The following is a 26,618-nucleotide window of genomic DNA, read 5'->3' on the forward strand; positions in this document are numbered from 1 at the left end:
TAAAACAGGCTCAGCGGTCGTCCGCGTGGATCGACGACGGGTGCCGGCACAGCGCATTCACTTCGATGGCCATGTAGGGATAAAGCGGCAATTGCATCAGCAGGTCGTGCAGTTCCTGCACGCTGTCGACATCGAACACGCTGTAGTTGGCGTAGAGCCCGGCGATGCGCCACAGGTGGCGCCATTTGCCCTCTTGCTGCAGGCGCTGCGCCAGGGCTTTTTCTTCGGCCTTGAGGTTGGCGGCGCGTTCGGGGTTCATGTCGACGGGCAGGTTCACGCTCATTTTTACGTGGAACAACATGGCAGACGCCTCTTAGTGGTTGTCACGCCGGAAGAACGCCAGACGCTCTTCGTCGATGGTCAGGCCCAGGCCCGGTGCGGTGCCGACATGCAGGTGGAAATCGCGGTACACCAGCGGCTCGGTGAGGATGTCTTCGGTGAGCAGCAGCGGACCGAACAGCTCGGTGCCCCACGCCAGGGTGTCCAGGGTGAGAAACGCATGGGCCGAGGCCAGGGTGCCGATGCCGCCTTCGAGCATGGTGCCGCCGTACAGGCCGACCCCAGCCGCTTCGGCAATCGCGGCGGTGCGCAACACCGCGCGCGGGCCGCCGTTCTTGGCGATCTTGAGGGCAAACACCGAAGCCGCGCCTTCGCGGGCCAGGTTGAAGGCGTCCTCGACACATTCGATGGATTCGTCGGCCATGATCGGCGCCGGGCTCGACCGGTTAAGCCGGGCCATGCCTGCGCGGTTGTTGCGCGAGATCGGCTGTTCGATCAGGTCGATAGCGTTGTCGCCGAGCACCTTGCAGGCGCGCAGGGCGACGGCTTCATCCCAGGCCTGGTTGACGTCGACGCGCACGCTGGCGCGCTCGCCCAGGGCTTTTTTGATCGCGATCACATGGGCCAGGTCGGCCCTGACCTCACCGGCACCGATCTTCAATTTGAAGACGCGGTGACGGCGCAGGTCGAGCATCTTCTCGGCTTCGGCAATGTCCTGCTCGGTGTTGCCGCTGGCCAGGGTCCAGGCCACCGGCAACGCGTCGCGCACGCGGCCGCCGAGCAGTTCGCTGACCGGCAGGTTCAGGCGTTTGCCCAGCGCGTCGAGCAAGGCGCTTTCGACGGCGGACTTGGCGAACGTATTGCCGCGAATGCTGCGTGCCAGGCGCAACATGGCGGCATTGATGTTGTTCGCGTCCTGGCCGATCAGCAGCGGGGCGAAGTGGCGATCGATGTTGATTTTGATGCTGTCGGGGCTTTCGTTGCCGTAGCTCAGACCGCCGATGGTGGTGGCTTCGCCGATACCTTCGATACCGTCGGCGCAGCGCAGGCGGATGATTACCAGGGTCTGGTTTTGCATCGTGTGCATCGCCAGCTTGTGCGGGCGGATGGTGGGGAGGTCGACGATGATGGTCTCGATCGACTCGATGGCGCAAATCGGCATGGCTATACCCGTTGGGTTCTTTATAGATTTGAGCCGATTCTGTGCCGCATTTTTCCTGGCTTCCAATATAGAATTGGTCTCGCACAATACCTTCAAGGTATCAAAGGAGCTGTCATGGAACTGCGACATCTGCGCTATTTCCAGGTGCTGGGCGAAACCCTCAACTTCACCCGCGCCGCCGAACGCCTGCACATCGCCCAGCCGCCGTTGAGCCGGCAGATCCAGCAATTGGAGGATGAATTGGGCGTGATTCTGCTGGAGCGCGGCCGCCCGCTGCGGCTGACCGAGGCCGGGCGGTTTTTCTATGAGCACGCCAACGTGCTGCTGGAGCAGTTGGGCAAGGTCTGCGACACCACCCGGCGTATTGGCCAGGGCGAGAAGACCTGGCTGGGCATCGGCTTTGCGCCGTCGACCTTGTATGGCGTGCTGCCCGAGCTGATTCGGCGGCTGCGCAACCACGACGCGCTGGAACTGGAACTGGGGCTGTCGGAAATGACCACCTTGCAGCAGGTCGAAGCGCTCAAGGCCGGGCGCATTGATGTGGGCTTCGGGCGGATTCGCATCGATGACCCGGCCATCGTCCAGCGCGTGCTGGTCGAGGACCGCCTGGTTGCGGTGTTGCCCGCCGGCCACGCCTTGCTGAACGCGCCCGCCACCCTCGCCCAATTGGCCGCCGAGCCGTTTGTGCTGTACCCCGGCAACCCGCGTCCCAGTTATGCCGACCATGTGATCGCGCTGTTCGACGCCCACGGTTTGAGCCTCAAGGTGGCGCAATGGACCAACGAGCTGCAGACCGCCATCGGCCTGGTCGGCGCGGGCATGGGCGTGACGCTGGTGCCGGCGTCGGTGCAGGTGCTGCATCGCGCGGACATCGGCTACACGCCGGTGGTGGAAGCCACCGCGACCTCGCCGATTATTCTCAGCCGGCGGGTGAATGATCAGTCGCCGGGGCTGAATCATTGTTTGCAGTTGGTTGAAGAACTGATCTGAAATCTCCCAGGCACATTTGATCTGCGGCGTTTTTTAGACAGTGCGCAGGCGGTTGCGCTGCAAGGTCTGGCTCGGCGACTCATCGAACAGCTTGCGATACTCCGCCGAGAACCGCCCCAGATGCGTAAACCCCCAACCCAGGGCAATCTCGGAGATGGTGCGGGTGGAGCCGTGTTCGAGGATCTCTTGGCGCACCGCCCCCAGCCGATACTTTTTCAGGTAAGCCATCGGCGACAGCGCGAAGTATTTGCGAAACGCATCGAACAGCTTGAACCGCGAGACCCCGGCGGCGGCTTCCAGGTCTTCCAGATGCACCGCTTCGCGGGCGTTGTCGTGAATGTGCTGGCGGGCGCGGATCAAGTAGTGCGGCAGCTTCACGCCAAGTACGTCGTGCAGTTCCTCTGAGTAATTATTCGGCTGGGCAAGGATCAGGCCCTTGATCAACGAGCTCTCCAGGTCGCGGGTAAACGCCGCCTGCTCGTACAACTCGCTGCTGCGCGCAAGCTCTGCGATGAAATAACGCGCCATGCGCCACCACGAGGCCGGGGCGCCGTCCACTGCATCCATCACCGATTCAAAACGCAGCGGCGCCTCAATCGGCCGTTGCAGCAGCCCTTCCAGCGACTCGCTCATCGCCGCGCGGGTAATCACCACCTGCAACTTGCGGCAATCGCCGGAAATCGCCAGCACCTGGTGCTCGTTGGGCGAGATGATCACGCCTTGATCGCGGTTGGAACTCAGGCGCTCGCCGTTCTTGCTCAGCTCCTGCTCGCCCACCAGCGGCAGGCTCAGGCTGTAGCTGCTGAAGTGCTCGGCGTCCTCGATGTCGATGGTCACGTCGGTGCCGTATTCGATCACGCCCAGGGTGGTGGCGCGGGACTTGAACACGTTGGCGCTGTGATGGAAACGCAGGCGCTCGGGCGTGGCCGTCTCCAGGCGGTGCGGCCCGCAGATGCCGGACATCCAGCTGCGGGCGCCCTCCAGGTCGAAGCGTTCGATACGGATATCGCGTGTATGGCTACTCATCAGGCTGCACCCACGGCGGTTAGGCGGTTGCGCGCTCTGGCGGCGCGTCGTGACAGATCGACAGCAAGTTCTGCGCCACGGCGGCAGTCTCGCTGCTGGGTGGATAGCAATGCTCGACTATGTGGATAAACCGCCGACTTCTGCGCGCACCGCCCTGCATGACAGTAGCGCATCGCGTCACCGCCCTGCACCGGCGTGGGTATTTGCTGCCCAACTATCCGGCCCGCCTTCGCCCATTAAGCGGATAGCCCGCCGCCTCGGTGCAGCCTCTAAATGGCTGACCCGTTCAGCCATTATCAAAAGGTGCGTCCCATGAGTGGTGCAAGAAGCGTCGAGCAATGGAAAAGCTTCATCGACAGCTGCCTGGATTTTCGCCCCGCCGATGAAGTGTTCCGCATCGCCCGCGACATGTTCACCGAGCCGCAACTGTTCGACCTGGAGATGGAACTGATCTTCGAGAAAAACTGGATCTACGCCTGCCACGAAAGCGAACTGGCGAATAACCACGATTTCGTGACGATGCGCGCCGGGCGCCAGCCAATGATCATCACCCGCGACGGCGACGGCCAACTCAACGCCCTGGTCAACGCCTGCCAACATCGCGGCACCACCCTCACCCGCGTCGGCAAGGGCAACCAGTCGACCTTCACCTGCCCGTTCCACGCCTGGTGCTACAAGAGCGACGGGCGGCTGGTGAAGGTCAAGGCACCGGGGGAATACCCGGAAGGTTTCGACAAGGCCACGCGCGGCCTGAAAAAGGCGCGCATCGACAGCTACAAGGGCTTTGTGTTCATCAGCCTGGACGTGAACGGCACCGACAGCCTGGAAGACTTCCTCGGCGACGCCAAAGTGTTTTTCGACATGATGGTCGCCCAGTCCGCCACCGGTGAGCTGGAGGTGCTGCCGGGCAAGTCCGCGTACACCTACGACGGCAACTGGAAGCTGCAGAACGAAAACGGCCTGGACGGTTATCACGTCAGCACCGTCCACTACAACTACGTGGCCACGGTGCAGCACCGCCAGCAGGTCAATACCGAGAATGGCACTGCGGCCAGCACGACGCTGGACTACAGCAAACTCGGCGCCGGCGACGCAAATACCGACGACGGCTGGTTCGCCTTCAACAATGGCCACAGCCTGTTGTTCAGCGACATGCCCAACCCCACGGTGCGTTCCGGCTACGCCACCATCATGCCGCGCCTGGTGGCCGAACACGGCCAGCCAAAAGCCGAGTGGATGATGCATCGCCTGCGCAACCTGAACATCTACCCGAGCCTGTTCTTCCTCGACCAGATCAGCTCGCAGCTGCGCATCATCCGCCCGTTGGCGTGGAACAAGACCGAGATCCTCAGCCAGTGCCTGGGGGTGAAACACGAGTCCGACGCCGACCGGGAAAACCGCATCCGCCAGTTCGAGGACTTCTTCAACGTCTCGGGCATGGGCACGCCGGACGACCTGGTGGAGTTTCGCGAGGCCCAACGCGGTTTCCAGGGCCGCCTGGAGCGCTGGAGCGATATCTCACGCGGTAGCCACCGCTGGGCCACCGGGCCGACGCCGAACAGCGAAGCCCTCGGCATCCAGCCCGCCATGACCGGCACCGAATTCACCCACGAAGGCTTGTACGTCAACCAGCACCGCAACTGGCAGCAGTTCCTGCTCAACGGCCTCGACCAACGCGCGCTGAAGCTGCGGGAGGTGGAATGATGAATGCGCTGTTGCAGTACCGGATCGAGCAGTTTTTCTATCGCAAATCCGAGCTGTGCGACGCCCAGGACTGGGACGCCTACGTGCAGTTGTTCGACCCGCAGAGCGAGTTCCACCTGCCGCAATGGGACTCCGAACACGTCTACACCCGCGACCCCAAGCGCGAAATGTCGCTGATCTATTACGCCAACCGCACGGGCCTGGAAGACCGCGTGTTCCGCCTGCGCACCGGCAAGGCGGCGTCGGCCACGCCGATGCCGCGCACCTTGCACCTGATCCACAACGTGCGCATCGCCGAGCAGGCGGACGGCACGCTGGAGGTGCGCTTGAACTGGCACACGCTGTTCTATCGCCTGGCCACGTCGGAGCAGTTCTACGGCCACGCCACCTATCGTCTCAAGCCCCATGGCGACAGTTGGCTGATCACCCGCAAGCACGCGTTGCTGCTCAACGACACCATCAACTCGGTGCTGGATTTCTATCACCTGTAACGCTGGCGAACGCCCCCTTGTAGGAGCGAGCTTGCTCGCGAAGGACGTCAACGATGACGCGGGCATCCTGAATGTACGCGGCGTCCTTGAGTTTTTCGCGAGCAAGCTCGCTCCTACAAGGGTTCACACATGAACCCACGGAGTACTGGGGATGAATCACAAAGTGGCCTTCAGTTTTGCCGACGGCAAGACCCTGTTTTTCCCGGTGGGCGCCCATGAAATCCTGCTGGATGCGGCCCTGCGCAACGGCATCAAGATTCCGCTGGATTGCCGCGAAGGCGTGTGCGGCACCTGTCAGGGCCGCTGCGAAAGCGGCGAATACAGCCAGGATTATGTGGACGAGGACGCGCTCTCCAGCCGCGACCTGCAACAACGCAAGATGCTCAGTTGCCAGACCCGGGTGAAGTCGGATGCGACGTTCTACTTCGACTTCGATTCCAGCCTGTGCAACGCACCGGGGCCGGTGCAGGTGCGCGGCACGGTGAGTGAGGTGCGGCAGGTCTCGACCGGCACCGCGATCCTGCAGGTGCAACTGGACCAGGCGCTGGACTTTCTGCCGGGCCAATACGCCCGCCTGGCGGTTCCGGGCACCGACAGTTGGCGCTCGTATTCCTTCGCCAACCGGCCGGGCAATCAGCTGCGGTTTCTGATCCGCCTGCTGCCCGACGGGGTGATGAGCAACTACCTGCGCGAACGTTGCCAGGTCGGCGATCAGTTGCTGATGGAGGCGCCGCTGGGGGCGTTCTACCTGCGCCATGTCAGCCGACCGCTGGTGCTGGTCGCCGGCGGCACCGGGTTGTCGGCGTTGCTGGGCATGCTCGACGAACTGGCGGCCAACGCCTGCGAACGGCCGGTACACCTGTACTACGGCGTGCGCGGCGCCGAGGACCTGTGCGAAGCGGCGCGCATCGAGGGTTATGCGTCCACGCTCGCGGATTTTCGCTACACCGAAGTACTGAGCAACCCGCCGCCCACATGGCCCGGCAAGCGCGGCTACCTCACCGAGCATTTCAACTTGGCCGAATGGCGGGACAGTTCGGCCGATATGTACGTGTGCGGGCCACCTCCGATGGTCGAGTCCATCCAGCAATGGCTGGCGGATCAGGCACTTGATGGCGTTCAGCTGTATTACGAAAAGTTCACGCAGAGTAATATCTGACCCCTCAGCACTTCTGAGGGGTTGGGCGCGGCGTGCAATCAACCCCGAGAAAAACAAGTAGAAGGGAATGTTAATGGCGGATGACATGGTTAACCCGGTAGGCCTCAAGCGTGGCCTGAAAAACCGGCATATTCAGCTGATTGCCTTGGGCGGTGCGATCGGTACGGGGCTGTTCCTCGGTTCGGCCGGGGTGCTCAAGTCGGCGGGGCCGTCGATGATCCTCGGCTATGCGATTGCCGGTTTTATCGCGTTCCTGATCATGCGCCAGCTCGGCGAGATGATCGTCGAGGAGCCGGTGGCCGGTTCGTTCAGCCACTTTGCGCACAAATACTGGGGCGGTTACGCGGGCTTCCTGGCGGGCTGGAACTACTGGGTGCTCTACGTGCTGGTGGGCATGGCCGAGCTGACGGCCGTGGGCAAGTACATCCAGTTCTGGTGGCCGGAGATTCCGACCTGGGTCAGCGCGCTGGTGTTCTTTGTCGCGGTGAACCTGATCAACACCCTGAACGTGAAGTTCTTCGGTGAGACCGAGTTCTGGTTCGCGATCATCAAGGTGGTGGCGATTGTCGGCATGATCGTGCTCGGCTGCTACCTGCTGTTCAGCGGCACCGGCGGCCCGCAAGCGTCGATCAGCAACCTGTGGAGCCACGGCGGTTTCTTCCCGAATGGCGGCATGGGGTTGTTGATGTCGATGGCCTTCATCATGTTCTCGTTCGGTGGCCTGGAGCTGGTGGGCATCACCGCCGCCGAGGCCAGCGAGCCGCGCAAAGTGATCCCGAAAGCGATCAACCAGGTGGTGTACCGCATCCTGATTTTCTACGTCGGCGCGCTGACCGTGCTGCTGTCGCTGTACCCGTGGGATCAACTGCTGCAAACCCTCGGCGCGTCGGGCGATGCCTACAGCGGTAGCCCGTTCGTGCAGATCTTCTCGCTGATCGGTAACGACACCGCCGCCCACATCCTCAACTTCGTGGTGCTGACCGCAGCGCTGTCGGTGTACAACAGCGGCGTGTACTGCAACAGCCGCATGCTGTTCGGCCTGGCCGAGCAAGGCGACGCGCCGAAAGCGCTGATGAAGCTCAACAAGCAAGGCGTGCCGCTGCGGGCCCTGGCGATTTCGGCGCTGGTGACGCTGCTGTGCGTGGTGGTCAACTACGTCGCGCCGCACAGCGCGCTGGAGTTGCTGTTCGCGCTGGTGGTCGCCTCGCTGATGATCAACTGGGCGCTGATCAGCCTGACCCACATCAAGTTCCGCAAAGCCATGGGCGAGCAAGGCGTGGTGCCGTCGTTCAAGACCTTCTGGTTCCCGTTCAGCAACTACCTGTGCCTGGCGTTCATGCTGATGATCATCAGCGTGATGCTGGCGATCCCGGGCGTTCGCGACTCGGTGTATGCGATGCCGGTTTGGGTGGGGGTTATCTACATTGCCTACCGCTTGCGGATCAAAAACGCGAAAGTGGCAGTGACGCAATAACCTAGGTGGGAGGGAGCTTGCTCCCGATGGCGGTGTGTCAGTCAGTGGATGTGTTGGCTGTCACACCGCTATCGGGGGCAAGCCCCCTCCCACATTTTTGATTGCATTCCAAATGAAAAGCCCCGGTGATCCGGGGCTTTTTGTTTAGAGCGTGGAACGTACTCGCCACAGCTCGGGGAACAGCACCGTGTCGAGCATCTTGCGCAGGTAACCCACGCCCTCGGTGCCGCCGGTGCCGGGCTGGAAGCCGATGATCCGTTCCACCGTGGTCACATGGCGAAAGCGCCATTGGCGGAAGGAGTCTTCCAGGTCGATAAACTTTTCGGCCAACTGGTACAGGTCCCAATAACGGCTCGGGTCGCGGTAGACCTCGCGCCACGCCGCTTCCACGGACGCATCGTGAACCGTCGCCGCCGTCGGGTCGCGTTCGGCGCGTTGCGGGTCGATCGTCAGGCCGGCCTTGGCCATCAGGTTGATCGCCTCGTCGTACAGCGACGGTGTGGCGATCGCCACCTGCAGTTCTTGCAACAATTGCGGGCGATGGGCGTGAGGCCGCAACAGCGCCGGGCTTTTGTTGCCGAGGATGAATTCGATCTCACGGTACTGGAACGACTGGAACCCCGACGACTGGCCGAGGAACGGGCGAATCGCCTTGTACTCCGACGGGGTCATGGTCGCCAGCACCGCCCAGGCGTGTACCAGTTGATCGAAGATCCGCGAGACCCGCGCCAGCATCTTGAACGCCGGCGGCAACTCGCCCAGGCGCAGGTGTTCGCGGGCGGCCTTGAGTTCGTGGAGCATCAGTTTCATCCACAGCTCGGAGGTCTGGTGCTGGATGATAAAGAGCATTTCATTGTGGTCCGGCGACAGCGGGTGCTGGGCGCTGAGGATTTTGCCTAGGTCCAGGTAGTCGCCGTAGCTCATGGACTCGGAAAAATTCAGCTCGGCGTTATGCCATTCTTCCGGCGGTTGGTAATCCTCTGAGAAGGGACATTGGCTCATCGTGCGGGCTCCACAAGCGGGCGCAGGATTGCGCGGACCGGGCTGGCATCGAGGTGGGCAAACCGCAGCGGCAGCGCGATCAGTTCATAGTCGCCCTCCGGTACGTCATCGAGCACGATGCCTTCGAGAATCGCCATGCCATGACGGGCCACGGCGTTGTGAGAATCCATGGTCTTGGACTGTTGCGGGTCCAGGGACGGCGTGTCGATACCGACCAGGCGCACGCCCAGGCTGGCGAGCAGCTCGATGGTTTGCGGGGCGATGGCGGTGAAGTGCGCATCCCATTCGGTCAGCGGCGCCTGTGGATAAGTGCGCAGCAACACACGTTCCGGCAAGTTATCCACACGCCCGTCCAACTGCTGCGGCTGCACCAGTGCGCCGCTGTCCAGGCAATGCAACACGCGGCACGGGCCCATGTACACGTCCAACGACACCTCGCCAATCGGCGCGCCGTCCGCGCTGTAGTGCAGCGGCGCATCCACATGGGCGCCGGTGTGCGGCGACAAGGTAATGCGCCCGACATTCACCGGGCACTCCGGGCCGAACTGCCACACGCGCTCTTCCTGGAACGGCGTATCCCCCGGCCAGGTCGGGGTCGCCGCACTCAAGGGCGGGCTGATGTCCCACCACGTTTTTATTGGGTTCATATCAAGGCTCTCGGTCGTGACTGAAGTGAATGATACGAGGGCCAGCCGTGAATTTTCTTGCGAATTCCTGCGCCAAGTGGGGAATCTTTCGCACTTACTGCGAGGAAACGGCTTATCTACGCTCAAAAATGTCGCCTAGCCACAGTGGCACTGCCACCAAGGATTAATGTGGGAGGGGGCTTGCCCCCGATGGCTGCGGATCAGCTAGCACATGTGTCAACTGAAACACTGCCATCGGGGGCAAGCCCCCTCCCACATTGACTGCACATGGCCTGAGGAGTGGTACTCGCCTGCGCTTCTGGGCATCCCGATGTCGAGTTCAGACCATTGACCCTGCCTGCGACGCTATAGGGTTCGACTCTCGTTCACCTGCCTCGGAGTCATCATGTCCAAGCCCATCACCGTACTGCGCGACACCCACCCCTTGCCGGTCCTGGATGCCTGCAAATGGGAAAAGCTCGAAGGCGACCCGCACACCGTCAACCTCAACGCCTACACCAGCGAAGACGGCAGCAAGATCATGGGCACCTGGATCTGCACACCGGGCAAGTGGTACGTGGAATACGTGAAGTGGGAATACTGCCATTTCCAGGAAGGCTACTGCGTAATCACCCCGGAAGGCCTGGAGCCGATCCATTTGCGTGCGGGGGATATCTTTGTGGTGGAGCCGGGGATGAAGGGGACGTGGGAAGTGGTCGAGACAGTGCGTAAGTATTTTGTGTTTGCCTGAACCGCAATAAAGGGTGGCGAGGGAGCAAGCGCCCTCGCCACAGGTGGTATCTATTTGGGCTTGCGGTAGCTGTTGATGATCGCCGAGAAGTCCTTGCCTCCTTCCCCGCGCTGGCTCATCGATTGATACAACTGCTGGGCCACAGCGCCGAGGATCACCGGCTGGTGCGCCTGGCGCGCAGCTTCAGTGGCCAGGCCCAAATCCTTGAGCATCAGGTCGGCGCCAAAACCGCCGGTATACCCCCGCGATGACGGCGCGGTTTCGATCACGCCCGGCCACGGGTTGTAGGTGTCGGAACTCCAGCAGCGCCCGGTGGAGCTGTTGATGATGCCGGCCAGCACCTGGGTGTCGATGCCCAGCGCATCGCCCAGGGCCATGGCTTCGCTGACGCCGACCATGCTGATGCCCAGCAGCAGATTGTTGCAGATCTTGGCGATCTGGCCGGTGCCGACGTCGCCGCAACGCACGATGTTGCGGCCCATCTGCGCCAGCACCGGTTGCAGGGTGGCGAACAACTCCGGGGTGGCGCCGACCATGAAGGTCAGCGTCCCGGCTTGCGCGCCACCGGTGCCGCCGGAGACCGGCGCGTCGGCGACGGCCACCCCTTGCTTGGCCGCCGCCGCCGCGACATCGCGGATGGTTTGCGGGTCGATGGTGCTGCAATCCACCGCCGGCACGCCTTGGCCGATACCGGCCAATACGCCGTCCTCGCCCAGCCAGACACTGCGCACATGGGCAGCGGCCGGCAGCATGGTAATCACCAGCTCAGCGCCGTTTGCCGCACCACGCGGTGAATCGCTGATGCTGCCGCCCAGCTCCGCCAGTTCCTTGAGTACCGCCTGGTTCAGGTCGAACAGGTTCAGCGCGTGGCCGGCCTTGATCAGGTTGCGGGCCATGGGCGCGCCCATGTTGCCCAAGCCGATAAATGCAATCTTCATGCTCGTCTCCCGGAATCAGCGCAGGTTGATGGTGGTGTTGACGCCATCGTTGACCGTGTCGTCGTCGAACCAGCGGCTGGTGACGGTTTTGGTCTGGGTGTAGAACTGCACCACTTGCTTGCCATACGGGCCGAGGTCGCCGAGCTTGGAACCGCGCGAACCGGTGAAGCTGAAGAACGGCACCGGCACCGGGATCGGGATGTTGATGCCGACCTGGCCGACGTCGATTTCGCTCTGGAACTTACGCGCCGCCGCCCCGCTCTGGGTGAACAGGCCGGTGCCGTTGCCGAACGGGTTGGCGTTGACCAGCGCGATGGCTTCATCGAGGGTATCGACTTCCAGCACCACCAGCACCGGGCCGAAGATTTCCTGGGTGTAGATCTGCATGTCGGTGGTCACGCCCGAGAACAGCGTCGGACCGACAAAGTTGCCTTGCTCGAAGCCCGGCACCTGGATACCACGACCGTCCAGCTCCAGCTTGGCGCCTTCTTTCACGCCGCTTTCGATCAGCTCCAGGATGCGCGCCTTGGCACGCTTGGAAATCACCGGGCCGACGTCCGTGCCCGCTTCGCTGCCGGCATTGACCTTGAGCTTCTGCGCCAGCGCCTTCAGATCGGGCAGCCATTGCTTGGAAGCACCCACCAGCACCACCACCGAAGTGGCCATGCAACGCTGGCCCGCCGCGCCGAAACCGGCACCGACCAGGGCGTTGAGGGTGTGTTCGCGGTTGGCATCCGGCAGCACCACCGCATGGTTCTTGGCGCCCATCATCGATTGCACGCGCTTGCCGTGTTTGCCGGCCAGGTCGTACACATGGGTGCCCACGGCGGTCGAACCGACGAACGACACCGCCTTGATGTCTTTATGCGTGCAGAGCGCGTCCACCACGTCCTTGCCGCCATGTACCACGTTGAGCACACCGGCCGGCACACCGGCTTCCAGCGCCAGCTCCACCAGCAGCATCGTCGACAGCGGGTCTTGCTCGGACGGCTTGAGGACGAAAGTGTTACCGCAGGCAATCGCCATCGGGAACATCCACAGCGGAATCATCGCCGGGAAGTTGAACGGGGTAATCCCGGCGCACACGCCGATGGGCTGGCGCAGGGTGTAGATATCGACACCGCCGGCGACGTTTTCAGCGAACTCGCCCATTTGCAGAGTGCCGATGGAACAGGCGTGCTCCACCACTTCCAGGCCACGGAAAATATCGCCTTCGGCATCGGCAATGGTCTTGCCCTGCTCAGCGCTGAGGACTACGGCGATGCGCTTGGAGTGCTCGCGGATCAAGGCTTGCAGCTTGAGCATGATACGCATGCGCGCGCCGATCGGGGTCAGCTTCCAGGTCTGGAAGGCGCGATGGGCGGCGTCGATGGCGGCGTTGACTTCATCAGCTGTGGCGAACGGGACTTTGGCCAGTACTTGCTGGGTGGCCGGGTTGACGATGTCTTGCCAGTGGGTGGTCGTTGACTCGACCCATTCACCGTTGATCAGCAACTTGACCTGTTGCACGGAAATATCGGCAGATGCGTTCATGTGGTCTCCAATTTGTATTTATAGGCAGAGAACCAAGGCGTTGAATCGCCTTGAGGATGAGGCGTTCGGACTGTTTTTGGAGTATAGATGTGCAAACTTCTAATAAGAACGCACATAAAATCCGGTCCAATATGCAAAAAAACATCACATCACTGGGCGCCCTGAACTGGGATGACCTGAAGTTTTTCCTCGAAGTGGCCCGCACCCGCAAGGCCAGCGTCGCCGCCAAGCGCCTGGCGGTGGACTACACCACCGTGTCGCGGCGCATCAGTTCGCTGGAAGTATCACTCGGCACCCTGCTGTTCGAAAAATCCCGGACCAGCGGCTTCGTCCTCACCAACGAAGGCCAGCGTTTGCTGGGCTACGCCGAATCCATCGAAAGCACCTTGCACATGGCCTGCGAACAAGTCTCCGGCTCCGGCATGGCGCTGTCCGGGCATGTCCGCATGGGCTGCACCGAAGGTTTCGGCAGCTTCTTCGTCACCCCGCAACTGAGCCACTTCGTCGACACCTACCCGGCGATCTCGGTCGACATCCTGCCCCTGCCCCACTTCATCAGCCTGTCCAAACGCGAAGCCGACATCGTCATCGCCCTGGAACGCCCGGAACACGGGCCGTATGTGTGCTGCAAACTGTGCGACTACAAGCTGCAGTTGTACGCGACCCAGGACTACCTCGACCAGCACCCACCCATCCACCGCCCGGCGGATCTGGCCGAGCATCCGTTCATCAGCTACGTCGACGACCTGGCCTTCAGCTCGGAGCTGCTGTACCTGGCCAACGTCGTCCCCGGCGCCAGCGCCAGCCTGCGCAGCACCAGCGTGATCGCGCAGTACGTGGCGGCGCAACAAGGGCGGTCGATGGCGATTTTGCCGTGCTTTTTGGCAGCGCAAGATCCACGGTTGTTGCCGGTGCTTGGGGAGCAGATTGCGGTTACGCGGCAGTTTTGGATGTATTGCCGGGAGGATTTGCGGAAGTTGAAGCGGATTACGTTGTTGTGGGACTACATCAGGGAGGTGACGGAGCAGAATCGGGGGTTGTTGATGGGGGAGACGCGGGAGATGCGGTTTGCGGATTAAAGGGCCAGCAACGACGATTCGCTTTAAATTGCAGGACGATTCCTAGAGAATCTCCAGCCTATTGCGCCTTAGGGTTCGAGTCACTAGCCTCCGTACTTCGCTGAAATCAGCGAACGGGTTTAGCGACCCGAACCCGGACACAGCCCCCAACGGCAGGAGCTTTGTGCTCTTCGTTCTCGTGTTATGGCGGCTGTGCGTGGGAGATCTTCGGGTCTGCCGGGTCCTGGGTCCGGTTCGCTAACCTGCGTACAGCTGCCACCCTTTCATGTTTAGCGACATGAATGGGTGGTTCCTAAAACTCCCAGGTATAGACCATGACCAAAATCGTCCCCGATCCACCGCTTTCTTCCTTCACCACCCTCGGCGTAGTCACCTTCGGCGACTACGGCGAAAACGAAAAGCCACTGTTCCGCGTCAACGCGGGCATGCCGCTCGGCGAAGCGCTGGAGCACGCCTCTACCCTGCTTTACTACGCCAAGAAACTCACGATGGAAGCCGCCATGGATGTACGTGGCGAGCAATACGCCTGGGCAGCGCATTATCTGTGTGAGATGGGCAAGGCGGTGGTGGATGACTTGACGCAGGCGCTGACGCCGAGCGGTTAAGCGAACACTGTACAAATGTGGGAGGGGGCAAGCCCCCTCCCACATTTGATTGCATTTCACACATTGGAACGGGTGAGTCGCTTAGTCGGCACTCACTACAATCGACACTCGCCGATTCTCGGTGCGCCCTGCGGCGGTGTCGTTGGAGGCTACCGGCTGGCTGCTGCCCAAGCCGCGCAGTTGGATGTTTTGTTCTTTCATCCCGACGCGGGTCAGCACCGTGGCGACGCTTTTGGCGCGGCGCAGGGACAGTTGCTGGTTATAGCTCTCTTTGCCCGAGGCGTCGGTGTGGCCGTCAACGCGCACGCGGTCGATGCCTACGCCCAGCAATGCCTTGCCGATGCGCTCGACGATTTCCGTGCTGGGGGCGTTGAGGCTTTCTATGTCGCTGCCGAACAGTACTTTGCCCGACAGGCCGAACGCCCAGCCGTCGTCGGTCGGTTCGAAGCCTTGTTGCTTGAGGACCGCGACTTGCGCCGGGCTCAGGCCTTTGGGGGGCGCGGTCTGGCAGCCGCTCAGGGCCAACAGGGCCACGATTAAGGTGATAAACACAACGCGTGCGGTCGAGAACAAGGGATCAACTCCTGTGCTGAATGTTGACGACGGGGAGCTCCGTCTCCGCCGTTTGCTGGCCACCCAGTGATAACCGTTTGGCCTGGTACATCGCCGCATCGGCGGCGTTGAGCAGGGCGCCGGGGGTCGCGCCATGATCGGGGTAAATGGCGATGCCGATACTCAGGGAGGTCAACACTTGGGTGTTGCCCGGCACCGGGATCGGCACGTCCATGCTGGCAATGATTTTGTCGGCGATGCGCTGGGCATCTTCAACCTTGTGCAGCGGCGACAGCAGGATGGCGAACTCGTCGCCGCCCAGGCGTGCTACCAGGTCATCTTCACGCAATTGCGCACGCACGCGGGTGGCAACGGCCACCAGCACTGCGTCGCCGGCGGCGTGTCCATAGTTGTCGTTGATGTCTTTGAAGCGATCACTGTCGAGGAACAGCACCGCCACCCGTTCGTTGGCCTTGGCGGCGCTGCGCAGGGCACGGATCAAGCGGCCTTCGAAAAACGCGCGGTTGGGCAGGCCGGTCAGGCTGTCGTGGTTGGCCTGGTGGGCAAGGCTTTCGTTTTCGCTTTGCAGGTGGTTTTGCCAGGCTTGCATTTCTTCCAGCAGGGCATTGAAGTCGTTGCCCAGGCTGTCGAGTTCGGCGATTTTTGCCGGTGGCACGCGGCGGTCAAAGTCGCGTTCGACGCGCGCGGCATGGGCCACCGTCGCGAGGCTATGCAACGGCCCGGTAATCCCGCGCAACAGACGCCGCGCCAAATACAGGGCGACCCAGGCGCTGAGGGCGGTGCAGATCAGAATCCCGGCCAGGCCGCTGAGTAAAAAGCGCAACAGGCTGGCGCCGTGACCGGTCAGATGAATGCTGCCGATGGTGCGCCCCTGGTGAACGATTGGCTGGCTGATCGGCTGTTCGAGCAGGGAGTGGGCCAGTTGCAGTTCGACCCGGGACAGCATCCCGGTTTCCGGCCGTAGCCACTGCGCCAACAGCCGGCCGTTGGCATCGAAGACTTGGGCCTCGGCCACTTCTTCGGTGGCGGCGATCAGGCTAAGGGCCTCGGTGGCCGCCGCACGGTCGTTGAACACCACCGCCGCTTCCACGGTGTAATTGATGGAACGCGCGATCAGGTCCAGGTTGTGCTCCGCGAAGACGCGCAACGCCAGCACCCCGAGCAGGGTCAGGGACACGCTGGCCAGCGTCACCGCCACCAGCGCCAGGATCAGGTGCCCGCGACCGATGACCGAACGCAGGGTCGGTTGCGCACGCGTCCATCTCATGACGCAGGCGCTCGACGGCGCGACAACTGCAACACGCTGGGGTGAATGCGCACGCCGCTACGGGCCACGGAGTCGAGGTTGACCTCGAACGACACCTGCTCATCGCCCACCCGCAGGCAAAACAGGCTGCCCACGGTGCATTGGTCGCCGCCTTCGCTGATGCTCAGCACCGGGTGGCCCATCAATGACGCAAACAAGCGGCTGCGCTCATCGACGCTGAGTTCGCCGATGTACACGGCGTCGCAGGCATTGACGATATCGGGGTTGTCGGCCAGCAGGCGCTGCACCACCACCGGGCGACCGGTGGCTTGGGTGGTGCCTTTGACCAGATCGTCGGTGTACTGGGTCGGCCCGACGATGCACAGGCGCAATTGCGTCGGTTCCACCGGCCAGCGCGCATAGCTGAGGATGCCCAGCACCACCTGGGTCACCGCCTGGGCACGGGAATCGGCCATGCCGACGGGGCTGGCCGTCTCGGCAAAAGCACGCGGCGCGAGCAGGCACAACAGCGCCACCAGTAAACTGCGTCTCCAGCTCAAGCGATGCCCTGTGGGCGAGACAGCCACGTTCATGCAGCGATTCTCTCAGGTGTCTGCGAGGGGTGATGCCGCAACGATAGCACAGCGGCGGAAAGCCCCGCGAGGCAACACCTCGAAGGGTCCCGCTATTTTTTCAGAAAAATCAGACGCTCGAATCAGAAACCCCAAATGACCAATCAGTCAGTTTTTCCTGGCTCATGGCCCAACTCCAGCATCAACCCGCTCAAGCGCTTGACCTTGCGCCGCACGGCCTCCTCAAATACCCCGCCGCGCGGCTCGATCAGGCTGAACCAGCGCTTGGCGCGGGTGATGCCGGTGTAGATCAGCTCTTTGGTGAGCACCGGGTTCAGCGCATCCGGCAGGATCAACGCGGTGTGGGTGAACTCGGAGCCCTGGGATTTGTGCACGGTCATGGCGTACACGGTTTCCACGTCGTTGAGCCGGCTGGGCAGCACAAAGCGCACGCCGCCCTGGCCGTCGTTACGTGGGAAGGCCACGCGCAGCACGTGGGAGCCGCCGTCGCTTTCGGGCAACTTCAGGGCGATGCCGATATCGCCGTTCATCAGGCCCAGGCCGTAATCATTGCGGGTCATCAGCACCGGGCGGCCTTCGTACCATTGCTCGTCGCTGTCGATCAGCCGCGCTTTACGCAAGGCTGCGGTGATGCGCAGGTTCAGCCCTTCCACGCCCCAAGGGCCCTTGCGCACGGCGCAGAGCAGTTGGAAGGCGTCAAAGGCTTGCAGCAGTTGTTGTGCCCAGTGGGTCCAGGCGGGGTCGTCACGCGGGGTGTCGGCAGGTGGACGCGCAGCGTGCAGCAGGTTCAGGTAAGCGCGATAGCCTTCGGCGCCGTCGCCCGGCCCATCCAGCACCAGGCGCTCCAGTGCGTGGTCGTGTTCGCCCTTGAGGCTGACGCAGAACAGGTCGCGGTGGCTGCCGGCGGCCAGCAACCGCCGGGCTTCTTCGGCGTTTTGCTGGTTGACCCAGCGCGCCAGTTGGCCGATGCCGCTGCCTTCGCCGAAGCGCCGCGAGTAGCGCAGCATCACCACTTGCTGGGCCAGCGGGTGGCTGCCGTCGCGGTCTTCCTGCAGGCCGCTGTTGCCCAGGTCTTCGCCACTGACCGCTTGTAGCCATTGGCGGGTGTCGGGGCTGTACCAGCCGGCCTCGGCGTCGCGGCACAGGTCGCCAAGTACGGCGCCGGCCTCGACCGAGGCGAGCTGGTCCTTGTCGCCCAGCAGCACCAAGCGTGCGTGGGGCGGCAAGGCGTCGAGCAGGTTGGCCATCATTTCCAGGTCGATCATCGAGGCTTCATCCACCACCAGCACATCCAGCGGCAATGGATTGCCCAGGTGGTGACGGAAGTGACGGGTGCCAGGGCGGCTACCCAACAGGCGGTGGACGGTGGTGACCTGGGTCGGAATTTTTTCGCGCACGCTGTCAGGCACTTTCAGCGACAGCACTTGCTGGCTGATGGATTCGGTGAGCCGTGCGGCGGCTTTACCGGTGGGCGCCGCCAGACGAATGCGCAACGGGCTGCCGGCTTCCACGGCCGGCGCCTGCAACAGGGCGAGCAGGCGCACCACGGTGGTGGTCTTGCCGGTGCCGGGGCCGCCGGTGACGATACTGAAGGCACCGCGAGTGGCCAGGGCGCAGGCGAGTTTTTGCCAGTCGATCACGCCATCGGGCGGCGCTTGGTCAAACAGGCCGTTCAGGCGTTGGGGCAGATCGGCGGCGAGGCTTTCTTCTGTGGCCAGGCGCAGGCGCAAGGCGCTGTCGATGCGCCGTTCGTAGGTCCAATAGCGGCGCAGGTACAGGCGTTTGCCGGACAGCACCAACGGGCGACTTTGCGCGGCCTCGCTGCCGTCGACGGCCAACGCGACCAACGAGCTAGTGGCCAAGGCATGGCACCAATGGCCGCCGTCCAGGCCATCGAGCAGTTGCGACGGCAGCAGCATTGCGCCGGTTTGCAGGTCGCCTTCCGGCGGCAGCGACAGGGCGAAATCCGGCGCCTTGAGGGTTTCGAACAGGTCCAGGCACACATGGCCGTGGCCCAGTTGATGGCTGGTCAGGGCCGCAGCCAGCAACACCAAGGGATCGGCCTGTGGGTCGAGTTCGTGCAGAAAACCGACGAACGCCTTATCCAGCGCGCGCAGCCAGCCACGCTCGACCCACCGCTCGAACAGTTGCACCAGGTCGGCAGCGCGGCTGAGGGGCATCAGCGCCTCCAGCGGTAACGGCGACAGGCTCATAGCAACACTCCTTGTTCCCAGGCGGGCTCAGCCTTGGGCGGTAACGATTGGCCTTGGAACATCAGGTCCAGGCTCTCGATCAGCGCGCGTGGCGGCCGCGTGAAGTACGCCCCCTGGCTGGCGGCCCGAGTGCCGCGCAGGAACAAATAGAGCGCGCCGCCGACATGCCGGTCGTAGTCGTAATCCGCCAGGCGCGCCTTGAGTTGGCGATGCAGGGCCAGCAGGTAAAGCACGTATTGCAGGTCGTACCGATGCTCAAGGATCGACTGTTCCATGGCTTGCTGGGTGTAGGCCGAATCATCGGGGCCGAGCCAGTTGGATTTGTAGTCGGCCACGTAGTAACGGCCGTCGTGTTCGAAGGTCAGGTCGATAAAACCCTTGAACATGCCGTTGAGCAACACCGGTTCCGCCGCGACGCGGGAGACGCCGTTGTGGGTGTACTGGCACACCAGCTTGTCGAGGGCGAGCACGTCGACTTTATGGCTGGCGAACCAGAACTCCATTTCGATCTGGTAGTGCTGCAGGCCGCTGAGCGTGACCTGGTCGTTATCCAGCGGCAGTGGCGTTTGCAGCAGATGGCCGAGCCAACCGCTGAGGGTCATGATCCAGCCTTCCCAATTGCGGCGGTTGCAGCGCGCGCCCACGGCCTTTTCGATCGCCTGCGCGGTCACGTCGAAGCCGTCTTCGCCGGCCCATTCCAACAGTCCATGGAGGAAGGTGCCGGGGTTAGGACCGCGTGGGAAACGGTGAATATCGCTACCCGACGCCGCCACTTCACGCGGTGCGTCAGGGTCGAGGCGTTCGTCGTCGAACAGCTTCTGGGCTTGTGGGCTTTCCGGCGCTTCGAGGCTGGCGGCGCTCATGCTGTCGCCGATGCGCAAAGCGCTGTAGGACGCGATCCACCAGTTTTCCGCAGCCTTGCGTTTGGGCAGCAGGGGCGCCAGCAGCGTGGCTTCGTTACGCGGCGGGTGGAAAACGCTGGCGTGGGCTTCGGGCATCGGCGCGTAATGCACGGCGGCACAGCCTGCCTGCAGGTCCAGCAACCAGCGCGCCAGGCCGGCGGACTCCGCCAGCGCGGCACCGGCGCCGAGCAAATAGCCCAGCGCCGACAGGTGCAGCACGGAGCTGTTGTTATTGCCGCGCTTGAGGTCGGCAATACCCAGCCAGCACGCGTGTTTGGCGCGGGTCAGGGCGACGTAGAACAGACGCAGGTCTTCCGCCAGGCGCTCGTCATCGGCCTGGGCGATCAACTCGACGGTCGGGCGCAAGCTCACCTGGGACTTGCCGTTGGCATCGTGGTAATGCAGCGGCAAGCGGCTGCCATCCACCGGTTTGGCCGAGCAGATGAAGGGCAGGAACACCAGGTCGTATTCCAGGCCCTTGGATTTGTGGATGGTCACCACCTTGACCAGTTGCTCGTCGCTTTCCAGGCGCAGGATCTGTTCTTCACCGGCCTGCCCCGACAGCGCGAGGTGTTCGGCCAGGTGGCGGATCAAGGCCTGTTCGCCGTCCAGTTCGGAGGCCGCCTGTTGCAGCAGTTCGCTGAGGTGCAACAGGTTGGTCAGCACGCGCTCGCCATCGCTGCGGGCGATCAGGGTTTGCGGCAGTTTGAAGTCGTGCAGCAGGCGACGCAGCATCGGCAGCACGCCTTGGCTGCGCCAGATCGCACGGTAGCCACGGAACTGCATCACCCGGCTTTCCCACGCCAGTTCGTCCTGGTTCAGACGCTCCAGTTCCGGCAGTGACAGGTTCAAGGTAACGCAGGCCAGCGCGGCGCGCAGCGGGCGTTCGACGTCCGGCTCGGCGCAGGCCTTGAGCCAGGCCAGCAGGTCGTGCGCCTCCTGGGCGGCGAACACCGAGTCCTTGTCCGACAAGTACACGCTGCGCACGCCACGGGCGGCCAACTCGCCGCGCACGGCTTGGGCTTCCTTGCCGTCGCGCACGAGGATGGCGATGTCCGACGGCAACACGCCGTTGAAGCTGCCGTCGGCTTGTAGGAAACCAGCGCGGCCTTGCTGCCCTCCATTGAGCAACTCGACAATCTGTGTGGCGCAGGCAGCGGCCAGGTGCTGACGATAAACCGCATTGGAAATCGGCTGATCGGTGGGCAGGTGCCAGAGGTTCAGCGCGGGCAGCGTCTGACCATCGACCTGCAGTTGCTCCCTGCGGCCTTGGGACAGCACCGGCTGGAACGGCACCGGGTTTTCGCCACTCGGCTTACGGAACAGAAACGCGCCACGGCCGCTTTCCGCACGCTGGAACACATGGTTGACCGCCTCGACCATCGCGTGGCTGGAGCGGAAGTTGGTGCCCAGGGTGTGATGCCGGCCGGTGGTGGATTGGCGTGCGCGCAGGTAGGTGTAGATGTCGGCGCCGCGGAAGGCGTAGATCGCTTGCTTGGGGTCGCCGATCAGGAACAGGCCGCTGTCGAGGTGGTTTTCTTCGATGCGGTAGATGCTGTCGAAGATGCTGTACTGCACCGGATCGGTGTCTTGGAATTCGTCGATCAGGGCGACCGGGAACTGCTCGCGGATCACACTGGCCAGACGCTCGCCGCCGTCGCTTTGCAGGGCGGCGTTGAGGCGGATCAGCATGTCGTCGAAGCCCATTTCGGCGCGCCGGCGTTTTTCATCTTCGAAGCGTTTGCCGACCCACGCGGCGGCGTGTTGCAACACAGCGGCGTCGGGGGTGGGCAGCGCATCCAGACTGGCCTTGAGGCTGGCCATGGCGTCGATGCCCGGGTGGTGCGGCGGCTCGCCCTTCCAGGCTTCGGCCATGCCGTCCGGGGTCAGGCGGGTGAAGCCGGTGCCGATGTCCAGCTGTTCGAGGGCTTCGTCAGCGGCCCAGGCGCTGATCTTTTCGAACCAGGGTTCGAAGTAACGCGCTTGCATCTTGCGCCCATCGACGGCTTTGGCGGCGACGGCTTGCAGGCAGATGTCGCGCAACTCGCCGGCCCATTGCTGCCACGGCGCCTTGAGGGCGACCAGGGCGTCGCGGCGTTCTTGCAGGCACGCGCTGATCAGCTCGGCCGGCTCGCGACTTTCGCCGGTGGGCCGTTCGCTGCCGAACAGCGCGCGCACCCGTGGCATCAGCGCGGCCGGGCCACCCCAGTTGTTGCGGACCCAGTTGAGCGCATCGTCGTGCATCGGGTAGCAGAACAGGCGCCAGTAGTCGCGCAGCACTTCGCCGAGCAGGTCGCTGTGGTCGGTTTCCAGGGTCTGGGTGAACAGGCTGCCGCTGTCGAAGGCGTGTTCGCGCAGCATGCGCTGGCACCAACTGTGGATAGTCGAAACGGCGGCTTCGTCCATCCATTGCGCAGCGATGTCCAGGCGGTTGGCGCAAGCGGGCCATTGCTCGGGCGCGTATTGATCGCGCAGTTCGGCGATCAGGGCGTCGGGCTGTTGGATCTCATCGCGGAAGAACCGCGCAGCTTCGGCCAGGCGGATGCGGATGCGTTCGCGCAGCTCTTTGGTGGCGGCGTCGGTGAAGGTCACCACGAGGATCTGCGGCGGCAACAGTTCGCGGCCGAAGCCGGCGTCATCGCCGCCGTGGCCGAGCACCAGGCGCAGGTACAGGGCGGAAATGGTGAAGGTCTTGCCGGTGCCGGCGCTGGCTTCAATCAGTTGGCTGCCCTTTAGCGGGAAGGCCAGGGCCAAGGGTTTGCTGCTCATGCGCCGGCCTCCTCGCCAGTGAGTGATCGCCAGGGGGCGTTGATCAGGGGGCGATACAAGGTTTCGCACCAGCCTTCGAATTCTTCGCTGGCCACCAGGGCCGCGTAGTCGGGGAATTGCCGGGTGAGCGCGGGGGTTTCGCGGCGTTCGCCATCGGTGTTGATGCCATCGCCTTCGTAGGCTTTGCTCGCGGCCGCCGCGGCTTTGGCCGGGTCGGTTTGACCGAGCCAGGCGAACGCGGTTTTGACCGCGACGGGCAGCGGTTTGGCCATGCCGAGGTGCCAGGCCAGCAGCAGGTCGCCGAGGATGTCCTGGGCGTTGGAAGGTTCCAGCGGGGCCAGCAACAAGGTGTCGTCGCTGGCCACCAGCGCGGTACTCAACGGCAGGCCGCAGGCGCAGGCGACCAGGTGGTTGACCCACGGGCGAATCAGCCGGTGCCACTTGCGGGTCTTGATCGAACCGATGCTGTTGGGGATCGTGGTGACACTCAACAATCCGCCATCACTGCGCCGATGCAGGCCGCTGATCCAGCCTTCGAGCTGAATGCCTTGATGCTCGAAACTGATCGGTTCCGCGCCGGTGTGTGGCGTGGGCCAGAGGGCCAGCAGTTGTTGATAACGTTGCAGCAGGCCAGGCAAGGGCTCGATCAGTTCGTTGCGCAGGCACTCGCCGAAACCAACCATGGGCAACAGGCCGCTGCCTTGCAGGCGACGGGCCTGGGCGCTGAGCGCCTGGTCGACATGATCGGGCTGGCTCAGCGCGGCGTTCAGCAGGCTGTCGCTCAGGCTGTAGCGTTGCAGCGCATCGAGGACAAAGGGTTCCTCATCGGCCAGCGGCACTTCGGCGGCTTCGAAGAATACTTTCAGACGCTGGCTGAAGAAGTGTTTGACCGGGTTGCGCAGGAAGTCCTGCAACTGGCCGAGGCTCAGGGGTTCTTCCTGTTGATGGGCCGCGAGTTCGGTGTTGTCCGCCGGCGCATCCGTCACCTCGTGCAGCAACTGCCATTCGCGGGCGTAGCTGAACAGCGGGTCTCCGGCGTGGAAATAGCGCGCACTGAAGGGCTGGAGCGGGTGTTCCTGGGTCATTGCGTCAAGCAGCGGTGCGTCGCTTTGGGCGTGCTGCCAGCCGCTGGCGAGATGGTCGCGCAGTTGGCCGATCAATACCGATGCCGGGCGCTCGCTGTTGTCGCGAATGCTGCGGCCGACCCAACTGATGTAGAGCTGGTCGCGGGCTGACAGCAGGGCTTCGAGCAGCAGGTAGCGGTCGTCTTCGCGGCGTGAACGGTCGCCGGGCCGGTAGTCGCTGCCCATCAGGTCGAAATCCAGCGGAGGTTGGGCGCGGGGGTAGTCGCCGTCATTCATGCCGAGCAGGCAGACCAGCTTGAACGGGATCGCGCGCATCGGCATCAATGTGCAGAAATTGACAGCTCCGGCGAGGAAGCGCTGGGACAGGCGCCCTTGGTCCAGACCGGCGAGCCACGCCTCGCGGACTACGGTGAGCGGTAACTCGTCCTGCAGGCCGACGGACTCGCAGGTTTCCAGCCAGGTTTCCCTGAGCTGTTCGAGCTGGCCCAACAGGTAGTCGTCGTGTTCGCTGCTGGGCAGGAAAAACAACTGCATCAAGCGTTGCAGGCGCTCGCCCCATTCTTGCGGAACCGCAGGTTGCGATAGGGCTTGGTGGGCGTCGCTGAGTGCGTCGAGCAACGCGACCAGCGGGCCGATCAAGGCCGCGTCGAGGCCACCGATTTCGTCGTAGGGCTCGATGCCGTCACAGGCGACACCCGTGCCCACGGCATAACCGAGCAGCATACGGCGCAAACCAAATCGCCAGCTGTTTTGCTCCAGCTCGTGGGGCAGGCCAAGACCGGCGCGCTGTTCGGCATTGAGGCCCCAGCGGATGCCGGCGCCTTCGATCCAGCGATGCAGCGTGGGCAGGTCGCGTTCCTTGATGGCGAAGCGCTCGCGCAGCGCCGGGACGTCGAGCAGGTCAAGAATTTCACTGACCGGGAAGCGGCTGTCGGGCAGCTTGAGCAGGTGTTCGACGGCGATCAGCAGCGGGTCGCGGCCGCGTTGGCCTTGGTCGGTGAGGGTGAAGGGGATGAAGCGTGGGTCGCTGCGGTCCAACTGGCCGAACACTGCGCGAATGTGCGGCGCGTAGCTGTCGACATCGGGGACCATGATGATGATGTCCCGGGGACGCAACGCGGGGTCGGCGCTGAAGCGTTGGAGCAGTTGGTCGTGGAGGATTTCCACTTCGCGTTGGGCGCTGTGGGCGATGTGAAAGCGGATGGAGGTATCGCGCTGCAGATCGACGGCGGGCCAGAGGTCGCGGGTTTCGTTGAGCGGGCGCAGTTCGAGGATATCGTCCTGGAGCTGGTTGAGCAGTGTGGTGGGTTCGCTGTCGCTGAACAGGTCGATGCGGCCGTCGCGAAATGCAGCGCGGTAGCTGTTGGGATCGTCGTAGCTGTCGAGCAGGCTGATGTAGTCGCGACCTTGTTTGCCCCAGGCGGCGAGCAACGGATGCGCATGCTGGTGCAGGGTCTGCGGGTCGATGGTGACCGGCATGCCGGCTTTGCGTGCCTGGCGTTTGTATTCGTTACGCAGCAAATCTTTGTCGGCCACGATGTCGGACCAATGGTGGCGACAGGGGTTGTGGACGCAGAGCAGGACCTGACTGAAGCGCGCCAGGCCGGCGAGCGCTTCGAGTGCTTGGGCGGGCAACGAAGAAATGCCGAAAACGATCACTCGGGAAGGCAGCCCTGGCGGCGCTTGCTCAAGGCTATTGATCCGTTCGATAAAGCGCTGATGCACACCGGCACGGCTTTGCGCCATGCCGGCTTCGCCCACATCCAGCAGCAGGGCGCGCCATAACTCGGCTTGCCAGCAGTTGGCAGGGTCGAGGGGTTTGGATTCGCCTCGGCCGTTACGCAGTTGATGGCGGCCAGCGGCCCAATCTTCCAGCCAGTCGGCGCGGTAGACCTGGTATTGGTCGAACAGGTCAGCCAATCGCTCGGCGAGCTGGTAGCGTTTGCGCAGGTCGCTGTCGTCCGTGAGGAAGCGCTGCAGCGGCTCGAAGTGCGGTTGATTGATCAGCTCGGGGAGCAGGCGCATCAGGCGCCAAGTCAGCGGGGCTTTATCGAGCAGGGACTTGGGCGGGATTTCGTCGCGACCCAGGACCATGCGATAGAGCTGCCACATGAAGCTGCCGGGCAGTTGCACGTCGATTGCCGCAGCAATCCCGCAGCCGCCCATGTCGTCATCTTCCGGATCTTCGGCCAGGGCCAGTTTGAGCCATTGGGCGATGCCGTTGCTCTGTACCAGGGCGATTTCATTTTCCAGAGGGGCCAGGGGATAACGGCGCATCCAACTGACCACCAGGCTGCGCAATTCGTCCAGGCGGTTGCCGTGAACCACCATGAATCCTGCGCTGAGAGGCGTCGCATCCGGCATAACGGCTTCCTTGGCAAAAGCAAAATCGAGGCGTGGACTTTAGCACTGAAGGCT

General features: G+C 63.3%; 21 protein-coding genes. 8 read left to right on the plus strand and 13 right to left on the minus strand.

The window, feature by feature from the left end; translation table 11 throughout:
* Positions 1-10: 10 nt before the first annotated feature.
* Positions 11-301 carry a muconolactone Delta-isomerase gene (gene catC / locus U5A08_RS24970; RefSeq protein ID WP_253399014.1) on the minus strand — a complete coding sequence of 97 codons (291 nt, stop codon included), beginning with the start codon at positions 299-301 and terminating at the stop codon, positions 11-13.
* A gap of 12 nt (positions 302-313) precedes the next feature.
* Positions 314-1,441 (minus strand): muconate cycloisomerase family protein, encoded by a 1,128-nt coding sequence (locus tag U5A08_RS24975; RefSeq protein WP_321849018.1) that lies wholly within the window; start codon positions 1,439-1,441, stop codon positions 314-316.
* Between the two features lie 114 nt (positions 1,442-1,555).
* On the opposite strand from U5A08_RS24975, the gene U5A08_RS24980 reads away from it, so the two are divergent.
* Positions 1,556-2,431, plus strand: coding sequence for a LysR family transcriptional regulator (locus tag U5A08_RS24980; RefSeq protein ID WP_321849019.1), 876 nt, complete (start codon positions 1,556-1,558; stop codon positions 2,429-2,431).
* 33 nt (positions 2,432-2,464) lie between these two features.
* Here U5A08_RS24980 and U5A08_RS24985 read toward each other — a convergent pair whose 3' ends face one another.
* The gene (locus U5A08_RS24985; protein WP_321849021.1) at positions 2,465-3,457 is read right to left on the minus strand and encodes an AraC family transcriptional regulator; all 993 of its coding nucleotides are present in this window, start codon (positions 3,455-3,457) and stop codon (positions 2,465-2,467) included.
* 312 nt (positions 3,458-3,769) lie between these two features.
* Between U5A08_RS24985 and antA the strand changes: the two genes are divergently transcribed.
* The 4 genes from antA to U5A08_RS25005 all read left to right on the plus strand — a co-directional run bounded on the left by antA (position 3,770) and on the right by U5A08_RS25005 (position 8,285).
* Positions 3,770-5,161: an anthranilate 1,2-dioxygenase large subunit gene (antA, locus tag U5A08_RS24990; RefSeq protein WP_321849022.1), complete on the plus strand. Its 1,392-nt coding sequence runs from the start codon at positions 3,770-3,772 to the stop codon at positions 5,159-5,161.
* Positions 5,161-5,652, plus strand: coding sequence for an anthranilate 1,2-dioxygenase small subunit (gene antB, locus U5A08_RS24995; protein WP_321849024.1), 492 nt, complete (start codon positions 5,161-5,163; stop codon positions 5,650-5,652). Before antA ends, antB begins: the two co-directional genes overlap by 1 nt.
* A 151-nt stretch (positions 5,653-5,803) precedes the next feature.
* Positions 5,804-6,811 (plus strand): anthranilate 1,2-dioxygenase electron transfer component AntC, encoded by a 1,008-nt coding sequence (gene antC, locus U5A08_RS25000; RefSeq protein WP_321849026.1) that lies wholly within the window; start codon positions 5,804-5,806, stop codon positions 6,809-6,811.
* Between the two features lie 73 nt (positions 6,812-6,884).
* Positions 6,885-8,285 carry an amino acid permease gene (locus U5A08_RS25005; RefSeq protein WP_253399034.1) on the plus strand — a complete coding sequence of 467 codons (1,401 nt, stop codon included), beginning with the start codon at positions 6,885-6,887 and terminating at the stop codon, positions 8,283-8,285.
* Positions 8,286-8,429: 144 nt separating this feature from the next.
* On the opposite strand, the gene kynA is transcribed toward U5A08_RS25005, so the two are convergent.
* Both kynA and kynB read right to left on the minus strand, forming a co-directional pair.
* The gene (gene kynA, locus U5A08_RS25010; RefSeq protein WP_253399043.1) at positions 8,430-9,287 is read right to left on the minus strand and encodes a tryptophan 2,3-dioxygenase; all 858 of its coding nucleotides are present in this window, start codon (positions 9,285-9,287) and stop codon (positions 8,430-8,432) included.
* Positions 9,284-9,934 (minus strand): arylformamidase, encoded by a 651-nt coding sequence (gene kynB / locus U5A08_RS25015; protein WP_253399051.1) that lies wholly within the window; start codon positions 9,932-9,934, stop codon positions 9,284-9,286. The genes kynA and kynB overlap by 4 nt, the downstream gene beginning before the upstream one ends.
* Positions 9,935-10,319: 385 nt before the next feature.
* Here kynB and U5A08_RS25020 point away from each other — a divergent pair, with 385 nt between their 5' ends.
* Positions 10,320-10,664 carry a cupin domain-containing protein gene (locus U5A08_RS25020; protein ID WP_010566207.1) on the plus strand — a complete coding sequence of 115 codons (345 nt, stop codon included), beginning with the start codon at positions 10,320-10,322 and terminating at the stop codon, positions 10,662-10,664.
* Positions 10,665-10,714: 50 nt separating this feature from the next.
* Here U5A08_RS25020 and mmsB read toward each other — a convergent pair whose 3' ends face one another.
* Positions 10,715-11,602 (minus strand): 3-hydroxyisobutyrate dehydrogenase, encoded by an 888-nt coding sequence (gene mmsB, locus U5A08_RS25025; protein ID WP_253399059.1) that lies wholly within the window; start codon positions 11,600-11,602, stop codon positions 10,715-10,717.
* 15 nt (positions 11,603-11,617) lie between these two features.
* Positions 11,618-13,135 (minus strand): CoA-acylating methylmalonate-semialdehyde dehydrogenase, encoded by a 1,518-nt coding sequence (locus U5A08_RS25030; protein WP_321849030.1) that lies wholly within the window; start codon positions 13,133-13,135, stop codon positions 11,618-11,620.
* A 131-nt stretch (positions 13,136-13,266) separates the two neighbouring features.
* On the opposite strand from U5A08_RS25030, the gene U5A08_RS25035 reads away from it, so the two are divergent.
* Entirely contained in the window at positions 13,267-14,214 is a 948-nt protein-coding gene (locus U5A08_RS25035; protein ID WP_253399064.1) for a LysR family transcriptional regulator, read from the plus strand.
* A 314-nt stretch (positions 14,215-14,528) separates the two neighbouring features.
* Positions 14,529-14,819 (plus strand): DUF3077 domain-containing protein, encoded by a 291-nt coding sequence (locus U5A08_RS25040; protein WP_321849031.1) that lies wholly within the window; start codon positions 14,529-14,531, stop codon positions 14,817-14,819.
* An 81-nt stretch (positions 14,820-14,900) separates the two neighbouring features.
* Here U5A08_RS25040 and yfiB read toward each other — a convergent pair whose 3' ends face one another.
* From yfiB to recC, 6 genes are all read right to left on the minus strand, one after another.
* Positions 14,901-15,392: an outer membrane lipoprotein YfiB gene (gene yfiB / locus U5A08_RS25045; protein ID WP_321849032.1), complete on the minus strand. Its 492-nt coding sequence runs from the start codon at positions 15,390-15,392 to the stop codon at positions 14,901-14,903.
* Positions 15,393-15,396: 4 nt separating this feature from the next.
* The gene (dgcN, locus tag U5A08_RS25050) at positions 15,397-16,659 is read right to left on the minus strand and encodes a diguanylate cyclase DgcN/YfiN (protein WP_253399078.1); all 1,263 of its coding nucleotides are present in this window, start codon (positions 16,657-16,659) and stop codon (positions 15,397-15,399) included.
* On the minus strand, positions 16,656-17,231 hold the full coding sequence (yfiR, locus tag U5A08_RS25055) for a regulatory sequestration protein YfiR (protein ID WP_253399080.1): 576 nt from the start codon (positions 17,229-17,231) through the stop codon (positions 16,656-16,658). Before yfiR ends, dgcN begins: the two co-directional genes overlap by 4 nt.
* Positions 17,232-17,374: 143 nt before the next feature.
* On the minus strand, positions 17,375-19,444 hold the full coding sequence (gene recD / locus U5A08_RS25060) for an exodeoxyribonuclease V subunit alpha (RefSeq protein WP_253399082.1): 2,070 nt from the start codon (positions 19,442-19,444) through the stop codon (positions 17,375-17,377).
* Complete coding sequence (recB, locus tag U5A08_RS25065; protein ID WP_321849034.1) at positions 19,441-23,115, minus strand: exodeoxyribonuclease V subunit beta; 3,675 nt, start codon at positions 23,113-23,115, stop codon at positions 19,441-19,443. Before recB ends, recD begins: the two co-directional genes overlap by 4 nt.
* Complete coding sequence (recC, locus tag U5A08_RS25070) at positions 23,112-26,564, minus strand: exodeoxyribonuclease V subunit gamma (RefSeq protein ID WP_321849035.1); 3,453 nt, start codon at positions 26,562-26,564, stop codon at positions 23,112-23,114. Before recC ends, recB begins: the two co-directional genes overlap by 4 nt.
* Between the last annotated feature and the right edge of the window lie 54 nt (positions 26,565-26,618).

Source organism: Pseudomonas paraveronii, from assembly GCF_963681955.1.
GTDB lineage: Bacteria > Pseudomonadota > Gammaproteobacteria > Pseudomonadales > Pseudomonadaceae > Aquipseudomonas > Aquipseudomonas paraveronii.